General features: G+C 44.1%; 19 protein-coding genes and 1 pseudogene. 7 read left to right on the plus strand and 13 right to left on the minus strand.

All coding sequences use genetic code 11. The features are described from left to right. The first annotated feature begins 127 nt into the window (after positions 1-127). The 3 genes from ACM0OZ_RS13565 to ACM0OZ_RS13575 all read left to right on the plus strand — a co-directional run bounded on the left by ACM0OZ_RS13565 (position 128) and on the right by ACM0OZ_RS13575 (position 3,185). Positions 128-403: a hypothetical protein gene (locus ACM0OZ_RS13565; RefSeq protein WP_414583350.1), complete on the plus strand. Its 276-nt coding sequence runs from the start codon at positions 128-130 to the stop codon at positions 401-403. Positions 404-968: 565 nt separating this feature from the next. After that, positions 969-1,490: an NYN domain-containing protein gene (locus ACM0OZ_RS13570; RefSeq protein WP_041034447.1), complete on the plus strand. Its 522-nt coding sequence runs from the start codon at positions 969-971 to the stop codon at positions 1,488-1,490. 93 nt (positions 1,491-1,583) lie between these two features. Beyond that, a complete protein-coding gene (locus tag ACM0OZ_RS13575) occupies positions 1,584-3,185 on the plus strand; it encodes a 2-isopropylmalate synthase (protein WP_414583351.1) in 1,602 nt (533 codons plus the stop codon). 104 nt (positions 3,186-3,289) lie between these two features. Here ACM0OZ_RS13575 and ACM0OZ_RS13580 read toward each other — a convergent pair whose 3' ends face one another. The 5 genes from ACM0OZ_RS13580 to ACM0OZ_RS13600 all read right to left on the minus strand — a co-directional run bounded on the left by ACM0OZ_RS13580 (position 3,290) and on the right by ACM0OZ_RS13600 (position 6,962). Then, positions 3,290-3,688 carry an SDR family NAD(P)-dependent oxidoreductase gene (locus ACM0OZ_RS13580; RefSeq protein ID WP_414583352.1) on the minus strand — a complete coding sequence of 133 codons (399 nt, stop codon included), beginning with the start codon at positions 3,686-3,688 and terminating at the stop codon, positions 3,290-3,292. A 307-nt stretch (positions 3,689-3,995) separates the two neighbouring features. Then, complete coding sequence (locus tag ACM0OZ_RS13585) at positions 3,996-4,553, minus strand: hypothetical protein (protein WP_414583353.1); 558 nt, start codon at positions 4,551-4,553, stop codon at positions 3,996-3,998. Between the two features lie 19 nt (positions 4,554-4,572). Continuing rightward, positions 4,573-4,974, minus strand: a complete 402-nt coding sequence (locus ACM0OZ_RS13590) for a nuclear transport factor 2 family protein (RefSeq protein WP_414583442.1) — start codon at positions 4,972-4,974, stop codon at positions 4,573-4,575. 128 nt (positions 4,975-5,102) lie between these two features. After that, positions 5,103-6,011 (minus strand): NmrA family NAD(P)-binding protein, encoded by a 909-nt coding sequence (locus ACM0OZ_RS13595; protein ID WP_414583354.1) that lies wholly within the window; start codon positions 6,009-6,011, stop codon positions 5,103-5,105. Between the two features lie 54 nt (positions 6,012-6,065). After that, positions 6,066-6,962, minus strand: coding sequence for an oxidoreductase (locus ACM0OZ_RS13600; RefSeq protein WP_414583355.1), 897 nt, complete (start codon positions 6,960-6,962; stop codon positions 6,066-6,068). A gap of 217 nt (positions 6,963-7,179) precedes the next feature. Between ACM0OZ_RS13600 and ACM0OZ_RS13605 the strand changes: the two genes are divergently transcribed. Both ACM0OZ_RS13605 and ACM0OZ_RS13610 read left to right on the plus strand, forming a co-directional pair. Continuing rightward, positions 7,180-7,803, plus strand: coding sequence for a TetR/AcrR family transcriptional regulator (locus ACM0OZ_RS13605; RefSeq protein ID WP_414583356.1), 624 nt, complete (start codon positions 7,180-7,182; stop codon positions 7,801-7,803). Between the two features lie 89 nt (positions 7,804-7,892). Further along, positions 7,893-8,138, plus strand: coding sequence for a hypothetical protein (locus tag ACM0OZ_RS13610; RefSeq protein ID WP_073627680.1), 246 nt, complete (start codon positions 7,893-7,895; stop codon positions 8,136-8,138). A 6-nt stretch (positions 8,139-8,144) separates the two neighbouring features. Here the strand turns inward: ACM0OZ_RS13610 and ACM0OZ_RS13615 are convergent. From ACM0OZ_RS13615 to ACM0OZ_RS13635, 5 genes and pseudogenes are all read right to left on the minus strand, one after another. Continuing rightward, positions 8,145-8,276: pseudogene (locus tag ACM0OZ_RS13615) on the minus strand (magnesium chelatase); the annotation flags it as partial. A gap of 99 nt (positions 8,277-8,375) precedes the next feature. Beyond that, positions 8,376-9,446: a bifunctional riboflavin kinase/FAD synthetase gene (locus ACM0OZ_RS13620; protein ID WP_414583357.1), complete on the minus strand. Its 1,071-nt coding sequence runs from the start codon at positions 9,444-9,446 to the stop codon at positions 8,376-8,378. 205 nt (positions 9,447-9,651) lie between these two features. Then, positions 9,652-10,572, minus strand: a complete 921-nt coding sequence (locus ACM0OZ_RS13625) for an MBL fold metallo-hydrolase (RefSeq protein ID WP_414583358.1) — start codon at positions 10,570-10,572, stop codon at positions 9,652-9,654. Positions 10,573-10,863: 291 nt separating this feature from the next. Then, on the minus strand, positions 10,864-11,661 hold the full coding sequence (gene surE / locus ACM0OZ_RS13630; protein ID WP_414583443.1) for a 5'/3'-nucleotidase SurE: 798 nt from the start codon (positions 11,659-11,661) through the stop codon (positions 10,864-10,866). A gap of 90 nt (positions 11,662-11,751) precedes the next feature. Then, positions 11,752-11,955, minus strand: coding sequence for a hypothetical protein (locus ACM0OZ_RS13635; protein ID WP_414583359.1), 204 nt, complete (start codon positions 11,953-11,955; stop codon positions 11,752-11,754). 141 nt (positions 11,956-12,096) lie between these two features. Here ACM0OZ_RS13635 and pheS point away from each other — a divergent pair, with 141 nt between their 5' ends. Continuing rightward, positions 12,097-13,089 (plus strand): phenylalanine--tRNA ligase subunit alpha, encoded by a 993-nt coding sequence (gene pheS, locus ACM0OZ_RS13640; RefSeq protein ID WP_414583360.1) that lies wholly within the window; start codon positions 12,097-12,099, stop codon positions 13,087-13,089. A 79-nt stretch (positions 13,090-13,168) separates the two neighbouring features. Here pheS and ACM0OZ_RS13645 read toward each other — a convergent pair whose 3' ends face one another. After that, the gene (locus ACM0OZ_RS13645) at positions 13,169-14,611 is read right to left on the minus strand and encodes a RecQ family ATP-dependent DNA helicase (protein ID WP_414583361.1); all 1,443 of its coding nucleotides are present in this window, start codon (positions 14,609-14,611) and stop codon (positions 13,169-13,171) included. Between the two features lie 331 nt (positions 14,612-14,942). On the opposite strand from ACM0OZ_RS13645, the gene ACM0OZ_RS13650 reads away from it, so the two are divergent. After that, a complete protein-coding gene (locus ACM0OZ_RS13650; RefSeq protein WP_414583362.1) occupies positions 14,943-15,875 on the plus strand; it encodes a hypothetical protein in 933 nt (310 codons plus the stop codon). 45 nt (positions 15,876-15,920) lie between these two features. Here ACM0OZ_RS13650 and ACM0OZ_RS13655 read toward each other — a convergent pair whose 3' ends face one another. Both ACM0OZ_RS13655 and ACM0OZ_RS13660 read right to left on the minus strand, forming a co-directional pair. Next, positions 15,921-16,616 (minus strand): pyridoxamine 5'-phosphate oxidase family protein, encoded by a 696-nt coding sequence (locus ACM0OZ_RS13655; protein ID WP_414583363.1) that lies wholly within the window; start codon positions 16,614-16,616, stop codon positions 15,921-15,923. A gap of 66 nt (positions 16,617-16,682) precedes the next feature. Further along, positions 16,683-17,168 carry a GNAT family N-acetyltransferase gene (locus tag ACM0OZ_RS13660; protein ID WP_414583364.1) on the minus strand — a complete coding sequence of 162 codons (486 nt, stop codon included), beginning with the start codon at positions 17,166-17,168 and terminating at the stop codon, positions 16,683-16,685.

Below are 17,168 nucleotides of genomic sequence, written 5' to 3' on the forward strand. Positions count from 1 at the left end.
AACGTAGTGTCGTGAGCAGGGTGGTGAGACGAGCAGTTCTCAAAGGAGGGAAACCCTGCACGAGAAACTGGGGTGCAAATGACGGTGAGTCCAGCGCGAATGACGGCTTTCCCCACCTAGGCGACTGGTGAGTCCAGTCCTGTTGGCGTCGCCTGCTCGCAGGGCGAATGAGGGTTTCCCGCCCCCTGGGAACTGGCGTTCACCGAACGGCGATAGCCGTGGCCGTACCCACGCTCGCATACCCGAAGAGCGTTGGCGCAGCCTCTGCGGAGGAGATACGCGTAAGCGCAAAGCGCAGGCACTCTCGGCGCGTAGCGTCTGGGCTACACCAGAAGGGCTTTCGGTCAACTCAAGTGCGATTGCGTTCACCGATAGGAGAAGGGCTTCTCGCACAGTAAGGTAAAGTAGGGTAGGCTCACCAAATCGACCGCTTTGAAGAATTCTTGTGGAACTCTACAACAGACGCTTTGTGCAGCTGTTACGAATGCTCTGTTGCATCCTACTGTTGTTAAAAATGTTAAGAAAATTTATAAATGTGCGATCGCCTTTAAGGGTACTGCCCTTCTCGCTATCGCCCTTTGGAGCATCGCCAATGCGGGTGTGTGCGTACGCTTAAACCCGGTGAGCTGCACCATCGCTTGTACGCTATCGCTGACCTATTCCATACCTCTTTAGGAGTAAAGTTGACTGATACGGAGCTAAGAATGCTGTTAATGAGTCAATTTTATTGGTAGATTTTGATCACAGGGGCGGCAGAGCCCGCTAAGAGAGAAAAAAGTTAGCACTATTAGAGAGGAGGAGAGCTACTACTTATCATATTTGAGTTAATTTTCTGATATGCGCTCTTGTTAGATAAAAGCTATATATGACAAGATAATTTATAGAGATTAGCAAACTTATTATTTTATAATTGCTATAATCTATTGTTCAATCTAAATTCTTTTTATATTATTAGGTGTAACTTTACTATGGGTTCTCCGATGAATCGTCTGTCTATTTTTGTAGACGGAAACAATATGTTCTATGCTCAACAAAAAAATGGCTGGTTTTTTGACCCGCGAAGAGTCTTAGAATATTTTAGACACGAACAATCAGACACAACCTTAACTAATGCTTTCTGGTACACTGGCTTAAAAGACCTACAGGATCAGCGAGGATTTAGAGACGCTCTAATTAGTCTAGGTTATACAGTCAGAACTAAAATTTTAAAAGAATATTATGATGATTCATCTGGTCGGTACTCGCAAAAAGCTAATTTAGATATAGAAATTGTTGTAGATATGTTTAATACAGTAGATCAGTACGACCGAGTTGTTTTATTTAGTGGAGATGGAGATTTTGAAAGAGCAATAGAACTGTTACGAGGGAAAAATACTCATATTACAGTAGTATCAACAGAAGGAATGATAGCTAGAGAACTACGTAATGCTACTGATAGATATATAGATTTGAATGATATTCGGGATCGAATCGAAAAAGTAGATTCTTAAGTAATCTTAGCAATTATTTACAAAGTTAGTAGCAAAAAAAATAACGTAGAAGGTATTTAAAATCACAAGTAAAAACTCAACAACAAAGTGCAAATGAATACCAAACCAGAGCGAATAATCATCTTTGACACGACACTTCGAGATGGCGAGCAGTGTCCGGGAGCAACACTGAATATAGATGAAAAACTCACTATCGCTAAGCAGTTGGCGCGTTTGGGTGTAGATATTATTGAGGCAGGCTTTGCCTTTGCCAGCCCTGGAGATTTTGAGGCTGTGAGCAAGATTGCCCAAATTGTGGGGACAGAAGATGGTCCAGTGATTTGCTCTTTAGCAAGAGCGCGACAAGAAGATATAAAAACAGCAGCCCAAGCAATTAAGCCAGCCGCAAAAGGGAGAATTCACACCTTTATTGCGACAAGCGATATTCACCTCAAGTACAAGCTGAAAAAGACAAAATCAGAAGTTGTGGCAATCGCTGAAGAAATGGTGGCTTACGCCAAAACCTTCACTAATGATGTAGAATTCTCTCCGGAAGATGCTGGACGTTCTGACCCAGAATTTCTTTATCAAGTATTAGAGCGAGCGATCGCCGCCGGAGCAACAACAGTTAATATTCCTGATACCGTGGGTTATACCACCCCAAGTGAATTCGGAGCGCTGATTAAAGGCATTAAAGAAAACGTTCCTAACATTGATCAAGCAATTATTTCTGTTCATGGACATAATGATTTAGGCTTGGCAGTTGCTAACTTCTTAGAGGCTGTAAAAAATGGTGCAAGGCAGTTAGAGTGTACTATCAATGGTATTGGTGAACGTGCGGGAAATGCGGCATTAGAAGAATTGGTCATGGCTTTGCACGTCCGGCGGCAATATTTCAACCCCTTCTTAGGACGTTCAATTGATTCGGAAGAACCTTTAACAAATATTGACACCAAACAAATTTACAAAACATCCCGTCAAGTTTCTAGCTTGACAGGAATGCTAGTCCAACCAAATAAAGCAATTGTCGGGGCGAATGCCTTTGCTCACGAATCTGGAATTCACCAAGACGGTGTGCTGAAAAATAAGCTCACCTATGAAATAATGGATGCCCAACTCATTGGATTAACAGAAAATCAAATTGTTTTGGGCAAACATTCAGGAAGAAATGCTTTCCGGACTCGCTTGAAAGAATTGGGCTATGAACTAACAGAAACTGAATTAAATAAAGCATTTGTTAGATTCAAAGAAGTAGCGGATAAAAAGAAAGAAATTTCCGATTGGGATTTGGAAGCCATTGTTAATGATGAAATCCAACAAGCTCCTGATTTGTTCCGTTTGGAATTAGTACAAGTTTCCTGCGGTAGCAACGCCCGTCCTACTGCAACGGTTACACTCCGTACTCCAGAAGGAGAAGAATTGATTGATGCAGCGATTGGTACAGGACCAGTAGATGCGGTTTACAAAGCCATCAACCGTGTCGTTAATGTACCGAACCAATTGATTGAGTTTTCTGTACAGTCAGTCACAGCAGGAATTGACGCTATTGGGGAAGTGACTATCCGTCTTAAGCATGAAGGTAGAGTGTTTTCCGGTCATGCGGCGAATACAGATATCATTGTGGCATCAGCTCAGGCTTACGTGAATGCACTTAATAGGTTGTATGGTGCTTTGCAAAATCAACAACAGCAACAGCAAGTCGGTGCAAATAATTAATAATTTGTAATTACAGCGCTTGTTATTTGCATAAAGTACAAACCAAATGGTAGGGGTACTGAGCATTGCTCATACATGTCAACAATCACGCTCAAACACCCAATTTAGCCTCGTTTTCGATCCCCCAACCCCCTTAAAAAGGGGGCTAAAGTTTTATTTGCACCAAAAAGGTTAGTGTCAAAATTACGCCAGATCTGCTCATCACTGACTTCCTCCAACGCACCAATCAAACCGTAGCCAGCATTGTTGACAAGGACATCAATGCGCCCAAAAGCTTCTAGGGCGGCATCCACGGCTGCTTTGACTGCCGTTTTATTGGTAATATCCAACCGGACGGCTTTGACAGTTTCTGGGTATTGACTAACTAAGTCGTTCAGTTGTTCCGGTTTGCGGGCGGTAGCGATCAGGCGATCGCCATGCTTGAGAACAGCTTCTGCTAAAGCGCGTCCAAACCCACTCGAACTACCTGTAATCAACCAAACTTTTTTGTTGTTACTAGACATTGTAAATCTCTTCCTCTGTATTCTGTGCGTTTTTTGTAGTTCATTAAATTTATTTCTTGCAAAAATCTGGTATTTGCTCATGTTCTGTTAAATAACCCTGGGGAAGTTCGTAGTGAGGACTTTAGTCCTCTTCAACTAAAGCAAAGACTAAAATCCTTACTACAAACAAGTTTTATTATGGGTAACTAGCCGAACATGATATTAAGGATATTTGGAACCGCATATGCATGCAGATAAATTATCTGTGTCCATCTGTGTCCATCTGTGGTTTTATATTCAAAAAAATTGACTTTTGCAAGAGATACATTTAACGAGGCTCATCCTGTACAAAAGCGAAAGGTTGCGGCTCTCTCAAACGCTTTTCAATTTCCTCGCGTCGATATTTAGCAAGTTCTTGATAGATTTTTTTCCGAGCTAAATTCACACTACCAATTGGTTCATGATCAGATAAAGTATGCCAAGGATTGAAAGACAACCCCTCATCCAACCGTTTTCGCTCATCAAAATCAAACTTTTGGCTAGGAATCCTAATAGTAGCCACCTTGATAAAAGGTGAATCCTCCTCTTTCCACTCCTGCATTGGATTTTCAACTGGAGTCTTTTCTTCATCTACATAAACTTGAATCAAAAAGTCAAAAAAAGCGTCCTTTCCTTCATCGGTCAGATGTTTGACTATTGCTTCGTGCAGGTAATTCTCAGAGTCGGGTAGTGAATCAGAAACCTCTTCTTGTTGTTGAGGTTTGACAGAGAACTTGATAGCTTGAGAGCCTAATTTGTAAGGTGTCGTACTCCAGTACTGGATAAGAAGCGGATTGCTGACTTTCTTATTGCCAGTTTCTTGAAGTATCGCAAACGAGGGCTGCATCGCTTGCGTCAACTCTGGGTCAGCTTGTCCATGTCCAACGAACAGTTACTTTGACCCCATTTATTTTCCAGCCTTGTGCAGTTTGGATTAACGTATCTGTGTACCAGCCATGTACATTAAACGCTTCTCCACTCCCGCTATCTTTTGGTAAGTAGTGCTGTGCAACGTAGTACGAAACACAGGTTGCGCGATCGCCCTCAATCGTGATTGCGTGGTTGGTACTTAGCGTTTGGGTTCTTAATTTTTCTGTGCTTAAAATGCCTTGTATGAAAGCCACAAAATCGTTTGCTTTCATGGTAGCGGCTGGTTGACCCGTAGCTTCCGAATAATCAGCTTCTACTTCATCACTTAAGCATGAACGAAACAATGTCCAATCCTGTAGATCCATTCCCATTGCATAACGGGTTACGATATCGCTAATTCTGCTCTATTTAGTAATAGTTGGAGTTTAGCGTCGTTCATAAATTGATTTCAAACATGAGGTTTCAGTAGCTCTTTGTTGTGCTTAAAAAGTGAAATTCCTAACTGTACTCTTGTTAATTTCTCAACTTATGTTTTCTCAAACAAAACATGATTATTTCTAACAAATTCGCGGAACATTATCGGTTGTTCTCCAATAATTTCTGGAATATTGTCATAAACATCCGCAAAATCAGGGAGTTGTCCAGCTTGAAGCAATTCCATCTGACGGACAATGCACTCAAAATAGGCAGGTTCCATTGCTTCACCAAGAGGTAACTTTCGCAAATCCGAGGCGGGTAATGGTTCGTAGCTGATGGGTTTGCCCAGTTCTTCCGAGAGGATTTGTGCAGCTTCCGTCATCGTCAGCGCTTCCACACTCAGAAAATATCGTTTTCTTGTGTGCTTTTGCGGGTGGCGTAGCGCAGCAGCAGCAACACGAGCAAGGTCATAACAATCCACTAATCCCACGCGTTCATGACCAAAGAACATGCGAAGTTTGCCATCCTGCACTGCACCGAAGAAGTTTTGCATGAATGCATTGGGGTGCAAGTGAGTCCAAGCGATACCGCTGGCTTCTATGTACGTTTCGATAAGTTGATGCCAGATGTAATGGCGAATGAGTTTTGTTTGCGGGCGACCTGGTTGGTGGAAGGTGCCAACATGAACGATATAGTCAACGCCTGCATTTTTGGCAGCATCAGTCAGGTTTTTACCTTGGCTGAGCATTTCCACGGTGTATCCAGTAATCATAAATAGGCGCTGTACACCTTGCAATGCGCTTTCATAGGTTGAGAGGTCATCAAGGTCAAGATGTACCGTCGCAATACCCCGTTTTGTGAAAGTTTCAGCCTGTTCGGGTTTGCGAACTGCAACCCGAATCTCAAGATTGTCTGGACCACTGTCTTTTTCTAGCAGGTTGACTAAGTGAGAACCTGTTCTGCCAGTCGCACCGAGAATTAAGGCAACAGGTTTAGATTGAGTTATTGACTGAAACATAAACAAGCTAGTCTATGGAAGCTGAGTAGTAAGCGGGCAAGCACACCCTGGTATTTATCCACCTATTGCACTCACCGTAACTCCCTCAAAAGCAGTATCAACAGCAACTTGTCTCCATGCATCTAATTCGGCTTTTACGGTTTTAAGCTTGGCATCGATCGCATTTACAGCATCTGCCCCAAGTGCCAATCTCAATGGAGGGTTCTCGCTGTTAACAGCTTGAATGATTGCCGAAGCAGCTTTTTTAGGATCTCCTGGTTGCTGACCATCAATATCCTGCACCCACTGGCGGTACTGACCAATCACTGGTTCATAGTCCGCAATTTGGGTGTCAGAGACGACAAGAGAACGTCCGCTAAAATCAGTACGGAACGCACCAGGCTCAACTATTATGACTTTGATACCAAAGGGCGCAACTTCTTGGGCTAATGCTTCGGAAATCCCTTCTAGCGCAAATTTAGTACTGCAATAAATTCCTGAGCCTGGAAAGGACACAAAGCCTCCCACTGAGGAGAAATTGATAATATGCCCACTACGCTGCTGTCGCAAATGGGGTAATACTGCCCGCGTTAAATCAAGTGCGCCAAAAACGTTGGTATCAAATTGTCGGCGAATCTCCTCATCGCTGGCTTCTTCAATTGCCCCTAGCGTCCCGTATCCGGCATTGTTGACCAAAACATCAATGCGTCCAAAGGTGGCGTTAGCGAAGCTCCTGCAAAGCAGGCTCGCCTGTTTCACCACTTCCCGTACCTCTGTAGGTTTTGTCACATCCAACCGCAGCGCCAAAGTACGATCCGGAAACTTTGCTGTTAAATCTTCTACCTGCTGCGGGTTCCGTGCCGTTAGCACCACTGTCTCACCCTGATCTAACACTGCTTCTGCCAACGTCCGACCAAAACCAGTTGAGCTACCAGTAATCAACCATACTCGTGCCTGAGAAGAATTTGTCATAAAAATTCTCTGTGTTTGGGAAGCGTTAGTATTTTACGGAATCGCAGCAAGTGTAATCTTGCATATTCTTGCGAAATCTATTCAATTCTTGTTCGTATCTCATTGCTACAACTTTCATCTTCTGAATTTGTACGAACCGTATCGTCTGATTTATATGAGACAAGTCGTTTCGTATCGCTTAAAATAAAAATATGAAATAAGTCTAGAGCCTGCACCCATGCCACAAAAAATAGAAAACAAGGAAACTCAAACGCTATCTCCCCCGAAAGTACCTTCAAATCGTAGGCGAAATCAACGTTCCCATCAGGCTATTCTTAAGGCGGCGGCGGAGTTATTGCAGGAGAAAGGGTATGGCGCACTTTGTATTGAGGCGATCGCCGCCCGTGCTGGCGTGGGAAAACAAACTATTTACCGCTGGTGGTCTTCCAAAGCCGCAGTGATTATGGAAGCATATGCATCCCAAGCCGCGCCTAATGTTCCTACACCCGATACAGGTTTGGTTAAAAAAGACTTGTGCCAAATTCTGCGACAACTTTTTACAGTGTTGACAAAAACGACAGCAGGTGCTGCTGTCACCGGGCTGATTGCTGAAGCGCAAACAGACCCGAATATCGCTAAGGCGTTTCGCGAACAGTTTCTCGAAAGCCGCACAGAAGCTACGCGTACGATTTTAGAGCGGGGAATGGCACGCGGTGAACTACGCCCAAACTTGAATTTGGAATTGGTGATTGATGCGATTTATGGTCCTGTTTGGTATCGCTTATTACTGAAGCATGCGCCGTTGGACGATGGATTTGCGGAAGAATTGGTGAACTTGGTGATGGTGGGGATGCGGGCATAATAGTTGCTTATCTCTGAGGATTGCACACAGATGCTTTTATTAAAGAAGAGTTAAACTACAGTTGTAGAATATGCAGGAACTGAAGCGCAATGGATGCGTATATCCCGGTCAGTTGTGACTTTCATGATGAATTAGAAGCATTGGCGACGTTGCGCCAGGAATGCCGAATTGTTTACTCGAATGCAGCGAATGAGTTAGTGGAAGTGCAAGGTTTGATTGTCGATGTTTACGCTGCAAATAAAGCTGATTTTCTTAAGCTAAAGGATGGGACTGAAATTCGCTTGGATAAGATTGTATCAGTCAACGATAAGCAGCTTTCCTCTTACTCCGATTAATTAAAGCACCCCAGGAACATCTTCTAGTAGAGCATGACCGCCAGCTAACAAAGCAACTAGCACTAAACGTATTGTCTCGCTTTTCCCAACAATGGTAAGAGCCAGGTTTTGTGTCAAAGCATCAATTTTTTCTCTGATGCACTCATTAATAAAGGAATAGGGAATGGGGAATAGGAACTAGCTTTTCCCTTAGACATTCCCTATTCCCTTCATTAGTATTCCCTCAGCAGAGATAAACTAACGCCCGGCACTAAAAAAAGCTCTGGCGACAGCGCAATCTTGTTGAATTTGTGTTTTCAGGGCTTCTAGAGAAGAAAATTTTTGTTCTGGTCGCAAAAATCTTTCTAGCTGCACCACTAGCTTTTTGCCATACAAATCACCAGACCAATCGAACAAATGGACTTCTACAGATTGATACATACCATTTACCGTTGGGCGATGACCTATATTCATTACCCCCAAGTAACTATTTTCAGGAGTGTCTAGTGTCTCACCGACGGTAAAAACACGAACAGCGTAAACACCTTGGCAAGGCAAAAACTTGTCTTTTGGTATTTCTAAGTTGGCAGTGGGAAAGCCAATCGTTCTGCCCAGTTGTTGACCTTTGACAACAGTACCGATGAGAGTGTAGGCACGTCCTAAGAGCTGGTTTGCTTGTTGAATGTCGCCACTTTGTAAGAGTTGCCGGATCAATGAAGTGCTAATGCGAGTTTCCTGGCTGGAAGTAACACTGGCACCACTGTTGTCTGGGGACTGATTACGGGTACAAGTTTCTAGAGGAACAATGGTAACGGGAATGCCGTACTTGGCGGCGAGCAATTGCAAATCAGCAGCAGTACCACTGCGGTTGGAACCAAAGCAAAAGTCTTGCCCGACGCTAATTCGTGCAGCTTGCAGTTGTTGGACCAGAATTTTTTCTACAAACTCTTCAGGAGTTAAAGCAGATAATTCTTTGCCAAAGGGTAGTAGTACCAGTTGTTCTACTAAGAGCGATCGCAAGGCATGAATTTTTTCATCCAGTGGTGTTAACCAAGTACGGGGTTGCCCAGTAAAAAATTCTTGTGGATGCGGATCAAAAGTGACAACCGTCGAGTAGACGTGTGAGGACGGGGTGGAGAGTGACGCAAACGCCGAAGAATTCCCCACGTCCTCTTGTGTCCTCATAGGGGGCAATATCGGTTGAATTACCCTCTGATGACCAAGATGTACGCCGTCAAATTTGCCAAGAGCAACAAAAGTTGGAGTTAAAGCCAATTCGGTCGAAGAAGTAACCCACACAGAACACCCATTTTGAGACAAATTTAGCACGTCGATTCTGGGATTTAAGATTTTGTAGCTTCAAGCGAACCCTAGGGAAAGCCCTTCGGGGTCTACAGCTCTCAGCTAGCACAGTTATAAGCACCTAGTAACGAGTCATCAGTAGGATAACAAGTCACTCCACTCAGAACTCATTGCTCAGAACTTCCTGTGTGCTGACTGCTGAAAGCTCCTAATCACCAATCTAATCCAAAATCTAAAGTTGCTCCGACTGCAAGCTATAAGCAGAAAACTTACTAACAGAAAAAGATTCTGATAAAGGAAATGGTACAGGAACTTGGAGCACCATTCCTTCACGTGCCATAATAGCACCAGGAAATTTCTGTGCTGCTTCTTGTCCGACACGATCCAAAAACTCATCATCATGCGATGGGTCGTGGTGAAAAATCACCAGAGTTTTAACATTAGCGGCTTTGGCTACCTTCACAGCTTCTTGCCATGTCGAATGTCCCCAGCCAATTTTAGGCTTTTTTGGGCAATTATACTCATCGTCAGTGTAGGTGGAATCGTAAATCAGAATGTCGGCATTACGAGCTAACCATAAAACGTTTTCATCTAGCCTATCAGGATAATGTTCAGTATCAGTAATATAAGCAGCAGCGCCACCACGCCAGTTAACTCTGTAGCCTATAGCTTCACCTGGATGGTTCAGTGGAGCTGTTTCTACAGTAATGTCATGAGTGTGAATGGGTTGCCCTGGTATAACGTTGTGGAAATCTAAATTTGCCTGCATGATCTGCAAGGGAACGGGAAAATTTGGGTGCAGCATCTGGTCATTGAGACGCTGTTCAATGGTTGAACCATCGGGAGCGATCGCACCGTGAATATGAAAGATGTTTCCCTTGATAAACCCCGGGGAAAAGAACGGGAACCCTTGCATATGATCCCAGTGGGAGTGGGTGAAGAAAATGTCAGCCTCTATCGGCATACTAGGCAACAAAGATTGCCCTAAAACATGCAGTCCTGTGCCTCCATCAAAAATTAAGCGTTTGCCGCCCACTTGCATCTCAACGCAAGGGGTATTCCCGCCATAACGGACGGTGTGTGATCCCGGACAGGGGATACTGCCGCGAACGCCCCAAAAATGCACGGTAAATTGATTTTCTATCCTAGACATGAGTGTTGCTTGCTGGACTCACCGGGCAATCAATACAAAAAATGGTGATCTATTTTGTTAAGTTTATGTTGTCTCACGGCTTTTGATGGTGGAGGAATTTCTTGGTAAAACAGCATACCTTGTTTAAGGTTGCTTTTTTGTTCATATATGAAAAATTTGCAGATGGCAGTCTCAGATTTTCCGAAAGTTTGCGTATGGCTGATCTTCAATGACGCTCCTACTTTATAACCTATATTTTCCTGTCATGCATTTATGAACCCTTGATATAGTCGCCTCCATGCCGAAAAGACTTTACAGAAACTTAAAGTTCCATTGAGATAATTTGTTCAATCCATTGGCATAAGTAAGATTGTATTGCAAGGGCGTTATACTGATGTAGTTTTTACGGATGACATGTACGTCTATAGGTATATTTTGGGGAATATTGAAATCTACCGTCGGTTCCACATCTTCTAAAACTTCTCCGGTTAACCAGTAGTATGTTTTACCACGAGGGTCTACTCGCTTATCAAACACATCTACGTAACGCCGCACTCCTTGACGCGTAAGAGCCACTCCTGCAATTTCTTCCCATTTAACAGCAGGGATATTCACGTTAAGTAACATCAAATCTGGTAGAGGGTTTTGCGCCAGTTGCCCTACCAAGATTTTGGCAAAGTTAGCAGCAGGCTGAAAGTCTTTACTAGTATGACTGGCAAGACTTAACGCTATACTGGGAAGACCTTCAATCAAACCTTCCATTGCTGCAGAAACAGTACCAGAGTAGAGAATTTCGGTTCCTAAATTAGCACCATGATTAATCCCAGACAAAACTAAATCTGGTGGAGAATCCAACAAAGCCCACAGCGCCAACTTCACACAGTCAGAAGGAGTCCCATCACAAGCCCAAGCTTTGACAGCAGGATGAAAAATCGAGTCCACAATTTCGGCGCGAATTGGTTGGTGCATCGTTAAGCCATGCCCAGTTGCCGATCGCTCCCGATCCGGGCAAACGACACTGATATCATGACCTGCTTGAGCCAAAGTGTTTGCTAGAGTACGAATACCTAGGGCAGAAATCCCATCATCGTTGCTAATCAGTATTTTCATAGACATTGCTTAATAGCCATTAGTCATTAGTCATTAGTTATTAGTCATTAGTTACTACTTAAGTGTCAAGACCAGAAGGCACTCCCTACGCTAAAATTCAAAATTTCGAGTCATACGTTGTGCGTTGTGGAGTTCTCTAAAGCGGCTAAACTGGTAAAAAGAAGTTTGGGCTATACTACTGTCGCGTGACAAATCAATGTCCAGTAGCCCAAAGCCTTGGACTAGTGACCCTTCGGGTATGCCTTCGGCACGTCTATGTCCTATGCCTACGGCACACCAAGGGCGAACGGACACGCTACGCGAACGACGAACGCCAGTCGCTGTGAGTTCGGGAAAACGCCAGGTCCTACAACGGGGGGAACCCCCGCAACGGACTGGCTCCCCTCCTGCATAGCGCTGGCTCAGTAATGACTAATGACTAATGACTAATAACTAATGACTAACAGTTTAGAGGCTCAACTTTTAGAACTGCGAGAGGAAGGAGAAAAAGCGATCGCCGCCGCTGATACGCTAGAACGTCTGGAAGAACTGAGAGTCAGCTACCTAGGGAAAAAGGGTCAACTAGGGGCGCTGTTACGGAGTATGGGGCAACTCAGTGCTGAGGAACGACCGACAATAGGAGCGATCGCTAATACAGTCAAAGAAGCCCTGCAAAACAGCCTAGATCAGCAACGCGCAGTCTTGGAAGGCGCAAAAATTCAGGCACAGCTAGAAGCTGAAGCTTTGGATGTGACCATGCCAGGAACTTATCGTCCTCAAGGTCGCGTTCATCCCCTTAATGGCATCATCGACAAAGCTTTGGATATCTTTGTCGGTTTGGGCTACACCGTAGCTCAAGGACCAGAGATGGAAACAGATTACTATAACTTTGAGGCTCTCAACACTCCTCCCGACCACCCCGCCCGTGATATGCAGGATACCTTCTACCTACCAGACGGAAATCTCTTGCGGACTCACACCTCATCGGTACAAATTCGTTACATGGAAACTGAGGAACCGCCGGTTCGCGTCGTTGCACCAGGGCGAGTCTACCGGAGAGATAACGTAGATGCAACACACTCAGCGGTTTTCCATCAGATAGAACTTTTAGCAATTGATGAGGGACTAACGTTTACTGACCTCAAAGGCACCATTAAGGTATTTTTGGAGGCAATGTTTGGCGAGTTACCCATTCGCTTCCGCGCTAGTTATTTCCCCTTTACAGAACCTTCTGCTGAAGTTGATTTACAGTGGAAGGGTCGCTGGCTAGAAGTGATGGGTTGCGGAATGGTCGATCCAAATGTCCTCAAAGCTGTGGGTTACGACCCAGAAGTTTATACTGGATTCGCCGCTGGTTTTGGTGTAGAACGCTTCGCAATGGTTCTGCATCAAATTGATGATATTCGCCGTCTTTATGCTAGCGACCTTCGCTTTTTGCGCCAGTTTTAAATGGGGATTGGCGACTGGGGACTGGGAATTGGGGAGACTGGGCAATACTCGCACCTTACCCCAATCCCCAATCCCTTAATTATGAGCAATTATCGCAGTGACCACAACGCCAGTTCTTCATCTCTTCCTCAAAACCAAAAGCACTTAATAAAAAACGCCAGCGACACTGCTTAGTACTAAGATACTGATTCATTTGCTTCGCTGCTTGCAATTGTGCAACTGGCTCAGTTTTCGCCCCTGAAACGATAGTGTAATGAAAAGGGTCAAGCCACTGGAGTTGTCCGCTGCTGTGTAGCAGAGAAAGAGCGATCGCCCCATTGGGAAATTCTCTCGCCACAGCATTCACTTCCCCTGTTTTTGGTAATTTTTTCAGCACTTGCTGCGCCGATAGCTGTTGCTTGTGCAAATTCTCCTGAAAAAACTTTTGTCTTTGCTTATCCTCTGGATCTAACCACCCCGTAGGTTCACTGATCAACATCAGCGCCTCGGCTGGTTTCCCATCACGTCCAGCGCGTCCAATTTCCTGCACGTACTCTGAAATTAACAACGGCGGGTGAAAATGAACCACCCAACGCACATCACTTTTATTTATCCCCATACCAAAAGCACAGGTACAGATAACAAACAGCATTTTTCCACTCAGCCATTGTGCTTCTACGGCGCGGCGTTCCTCTGCGCCCAATCCTGCATGATAAGCTGCTGTAGCGTAACCTTTTTCTTGCAGCCATACAGCCAACTCCTCGCTATCTCGCCTTGTACGAACGTAAACTAACCCAGTTTGTTGTCGTTTATCTAAAAGAAATTTTAATAATTGTTGCTTTCTGCCTCTTGGCGTCCAAATTATGCGAATAAAAAGGTTAATATTAGATCGGTAAGGAAAAATGCAAAAAACTGCGGGTTGCTGCAGCTCAAGAATTTGTCGAATTTTAGTTTGGGCTAGAGGGTCCGCGGTGGCGGTAAAAGCGGCTAGCGCTATATTTGTTCCCAATGGTTTTGATTTGAGTAGCGCTGGTCGTACCGTCCCCAACCTTTGATAAGCTGGTCTAAAAGTGTCTCCCCACTGTACCAAACAATGCGCTTCATCTAGTATCAAGCCATTAATCACAACTTGCGGCTGGCACAACTTTTCCCACACAGGCTTGCTTAGTAAAGTTTCTGGAGACAAGTAAAGTAATCTTAACTCTTGTCGTCCCAAAGCTTGCAAAGTTTTACGTCGCGTGTCAGACGGCAATTCGCTATGCAAAAGCGCAGCTGGTAAATTGCGTTCCCGAAGTTCCTGCACTTGGTTTTCCATCAGCGCTACTAAAGGTGAAATAACGAGCGTTAATCCAGTTTGTAGCAGTGCCGGAAGTTGAAAGCAAATTGACTTTCCCCCACCTGTAGGCATGATAATCAGCGCGTCTTTTTTTGCCAACAAACTCTGGATAATTTCTCCTTGCGGTGGACGGAAATCTTCATAACCCCAGATTTTTTGAAATGCAGCACGGACTTCATTCCAAGATGTTGTTGCAGAGGAATTCATGAGCCATAGTATACTGCGACGATACTGAATATATCCTCTGCGCTCGCACTACTGACTCAGTAAATTTACTAATATTATTGTAGGCACTTATTTTCTATTAAACTGACCTTTTCTTTGCCTTCAGGACTTACGCAAAGTGGAGAATGTCATACTGAGCGAAACGGAGTGTAGCGAAGTATCAAGGGAGTTCTTCGTTTCGCGCTTCGCTACACTCAGAATGACAGTTTTTCGTTAAAATGCCTAAGTCCTGGCCTTGTCGAAGTCGTGGGGGTAGCGTGCGGCACGATACTGCTTTGTCTACGTTTATCCTCGCAGACAACAGAGAATATCAATGAGAGAACTTGAGACCAAACACCTGCTTAATCTAAGGGAAATTCTTCAGGGAAGAAATCTGATCACCGTGAGCGTTGGTTTCTGCGGAACGCCTGTCATTCTATCACTCGACAAGACACCAGATTCTCGATACCCAAACGGTCATGTCAAACTTCGATCTCATAGTATCAAGAACTACCGCATTTATTACTTTTTGGGAGAAGTACTCAAACACGTTGATCTGCCGCCAACACGCGACAACTACCATGATATCCAACCAATGGGGTCAGATCGGTGGCTTGTCGTTCGCGCACGAGCAAACTATCACGACAAGAACGCTCACATTTATTCGTCTTATGGTGAACTCATTCACTCATTTCGTGTCCGTGACGGTGTTGAAGATATTCAAGCAACTGAAACTCGACAAATTTGGATAACATCTGATTGTGGATGGGGAACGGAACTTGTATGTTTGGATGAAACCGGAAATTTCATTTTCAAGTATTCAAGTGAAAGTTCATCTACACACTCAAGCTTGTCTACGTTATTCTGCTATAGAATGAATGTTGCATCAGAGCGCGACATCTGGACTTACTGCGATACAGCTTACTATCCGGGAGAATTTTGTTTAATTCATATATCAAACTTTGAGATTCGTAGAGAATACTTCCCTTTTCCCCTTCGGTACTCTCGTGCTTTTGCAGTCAACAAAGAATATCACGCCCTGTTTGATGGTGACTATGGCGATTATGCCTTGTTTACCGGTGATTATTATAAGCCGGATTCATTGTTTCTTGTTTCCCTAGACACCAAGGAATTTCAAGAGTTGATACCTGTGGATCAAAGCGGAAAACAAATAAAGTCTTTCCGAGCCTTTGGTCGGGGAGCAAAGCTCTTCCTTTACACAGATGATACCTTGTCTATTGTGCGATTGGACATAGAGAATTGGTGAGAAATTAAGCAAAACAAGCCTCATTTTCGCCTATAGTATCGCCTGCTACTCGCGCCCCGCAACAAGACGAGTGTAATTTTGTACATAATCTGGTAGAGTAATTTTTTTGTGCAAACGTGGGTCGGCGATCGCATCACCAGCAACCACTTGCAAAGGCAAAACACCCGCCCATACAGGTAAACTATAGTCTTCCTCATCATCGAGAGGTGAACCTGTCCGCACTTTAGCAGACGCTTCTGTAATAGGTAGAGAAAGCACTAAAGTTCCCTGTAATTCCTGACGGTTGGGTGGGCGTACCTCTGGCCATCTTTCTGGTACGATGTGCTCAGTAAAAGCTCGTAGCGCTTCTAGCTTTTGCTCACTGTCTTGCACGACAGTAGCTGTACCAAATATCACTACAGAACGGTAATTCATAGAGTGGTGAAACGCTGAGCGCGCCAGTACTAAGCCATCCAGCAAAGTAACTGTCACGCAAACTTCAATACCAGTAAGTAGAGAACGCAACATCCGACTTGCTGGCGAACCATGAATGTATATTTTGTCTTCCACACGACCGTAAGCAGTTGGAATCACAAACGGCTGATTATCTACAACAAATCCTACATAACAGATTAACCCTTCATCTAAAATCTCATAAATCAGCTGACGCTCATAATGACCCCGTTGAGAAACTCGCTTAATTTGACTACGTTGTGTAGGAGTCAACTGTTCTTGGTTAATTGCGTTGTCTAAAGGACTCATAATTTTGTACTCCAATTATGCTTCTATAAGTGGGATGGGCATCTTGCCCGTCCACATACATCAAAACTAAAAAGAACTAGTATCAATTAAATCCAACTGCATAGCATTGCCACTAGAAAAACCAAGGCTTTCATAAACTGGTTTTCCCATGACAGAGGCGTCAAGACGTACTCGCGTACAACCAATTCCTTTCAAATACTTAACCGTCGTGCTAGTTAATTGCTTAGCAATGCCTTGCCTGCGGTAAGATGGTTCAACGTAAACGCCCCAAATGTAACCAGTTTTGCGATATTGCTGCTTGAGAATATTTGGGTAAAGACCTTTGATTGTATAGAGTTGACAACTTGCAGAACCTACAATTGCACCATCAACCTCTGCCACAAACGCTTTGTAAAATAATTGACGAGCCTGTTCTATAAACTGAAGAATAATATCCAGCCAGTCAGGATTGATATTATCATCAGGAACACCAAGGTCTTTCGACATTTGATAAAAGTGCCTTGCAATAATTCGGTCTTCCTGTTGAGTCGCTTCTCTAATAGCAATTTTCAT

Origin of the sequence: Scytonema sp. PCC 10023 (assembly GCF_963920835.1) — a bacterium.
Lineage (GTDB): Bacteria > Cyanobacteriota > Cyanobacteriia > Cyanobacteriales > Nostocaceae > Kalymmatonema.

Coding starts and splice junctions, on each gene's coding strand:
- ACM0OZ_RS13570 (WP_041034447.1), top strand. CDS start 969: ATGGGTTCTCCGATGAATCGTCTGTCTATTTTTGTAGACGGAAACAAT.
- ACM0OZ_RS13650 (WP_414583362.1), top strand. CDS start 14,943: ATGAGAGAACTTGAGACCAAACACCTGCTTAATCTAAGGGAAATTCTT.
- pheS (WP_414583360.1), top strand. CDS start 12,097: ATGACTAACAGTTTAGAGGCTCAACTTTTAGAACTGCGAGAGGAAGGA.
- ACM0OZ_RS13625 (WP_414583358.1), bottom strand. CDS start 10,572: ATGTCTAGGATAGAAAATCAATTTACCGTGCATTTTTGGGGCGTTCGC.
- ACM0OZ_RS13645 (WP_414583361.1), bottom strand. CDS start 14,611: ATGAATTCCTCTGCAACAACATCTTGGAATGAAGTCCGTGCTGCATTT.
- ACM0OZ_RS13585 (WP_414583353.1), bottom strand. CDS start 4,553: ATGCAGCCCTCGTTTGCGATACTTCAAGAAACTGGCAATAAGAAAGTC.
- surE (WP_414583443.1), bottom strand. CDS start 11,661: ATGAAAATACTGATTAGCAACGATGATGGGATTTCTGCCCTAGGTATT.
- ACM0OZ_RS13580 (WP_414583352.1), bottom strand. CDS start 3,688: ATGTCTAGTAACAACAAAAAAGTTTGGTTGATTACAGGTAGTTCGAGT.
- ACM0OZ_RS13595 (WP_414583354.1), bottom strand. CDS start 6,011: ATGTTTCAGTCAATAACTCAATCTAAACCTGTTGCCTTAATTCTCGGT.
- ACM0OZ_RS13575 (WP_414583351.1), top strand. CDS start 1,584: ATGAATACCAAACCAGAGCGAATAATCATCTTTGACACGACACTTCGA.
- ACM0OZ_RS13655 (WP_414583363.1), bottom strand. CDS start 16,616: ATGAGTCCTTTAGACAACGCAATTAACCAAGAACAGTTGACTCCTACA.
- ACM0OZ_RS13610 (WP_073627680.1), top strand. CDS start 7,893: ATGGATGCGTATATCCCGGTCAGTTGTGACTTTCATGATGAATTAGAA.
- ACM0OZ_RS13660 (WP_414583364.1), bottom strand. CDS start 17,168: ATGAAAATTGCTATTAGAGAAGCGACTCAACAGGAAGACCGAATTATT.
- ACM0OZ_RS13600 (WP_414583355.1), bottom strand. CDS start 6,962: ATGACAAATTCTTCTCAGGCACGAGTATGGTTGATTACTGGTAGCTCA.
- ACM0OZ_RS13605 (WP_414583356.1), top strand. CDS start 7,180: ATGCCACAAAAAATAGAAAACAAGGAAACTCAAACGCTATCTCCCCCG.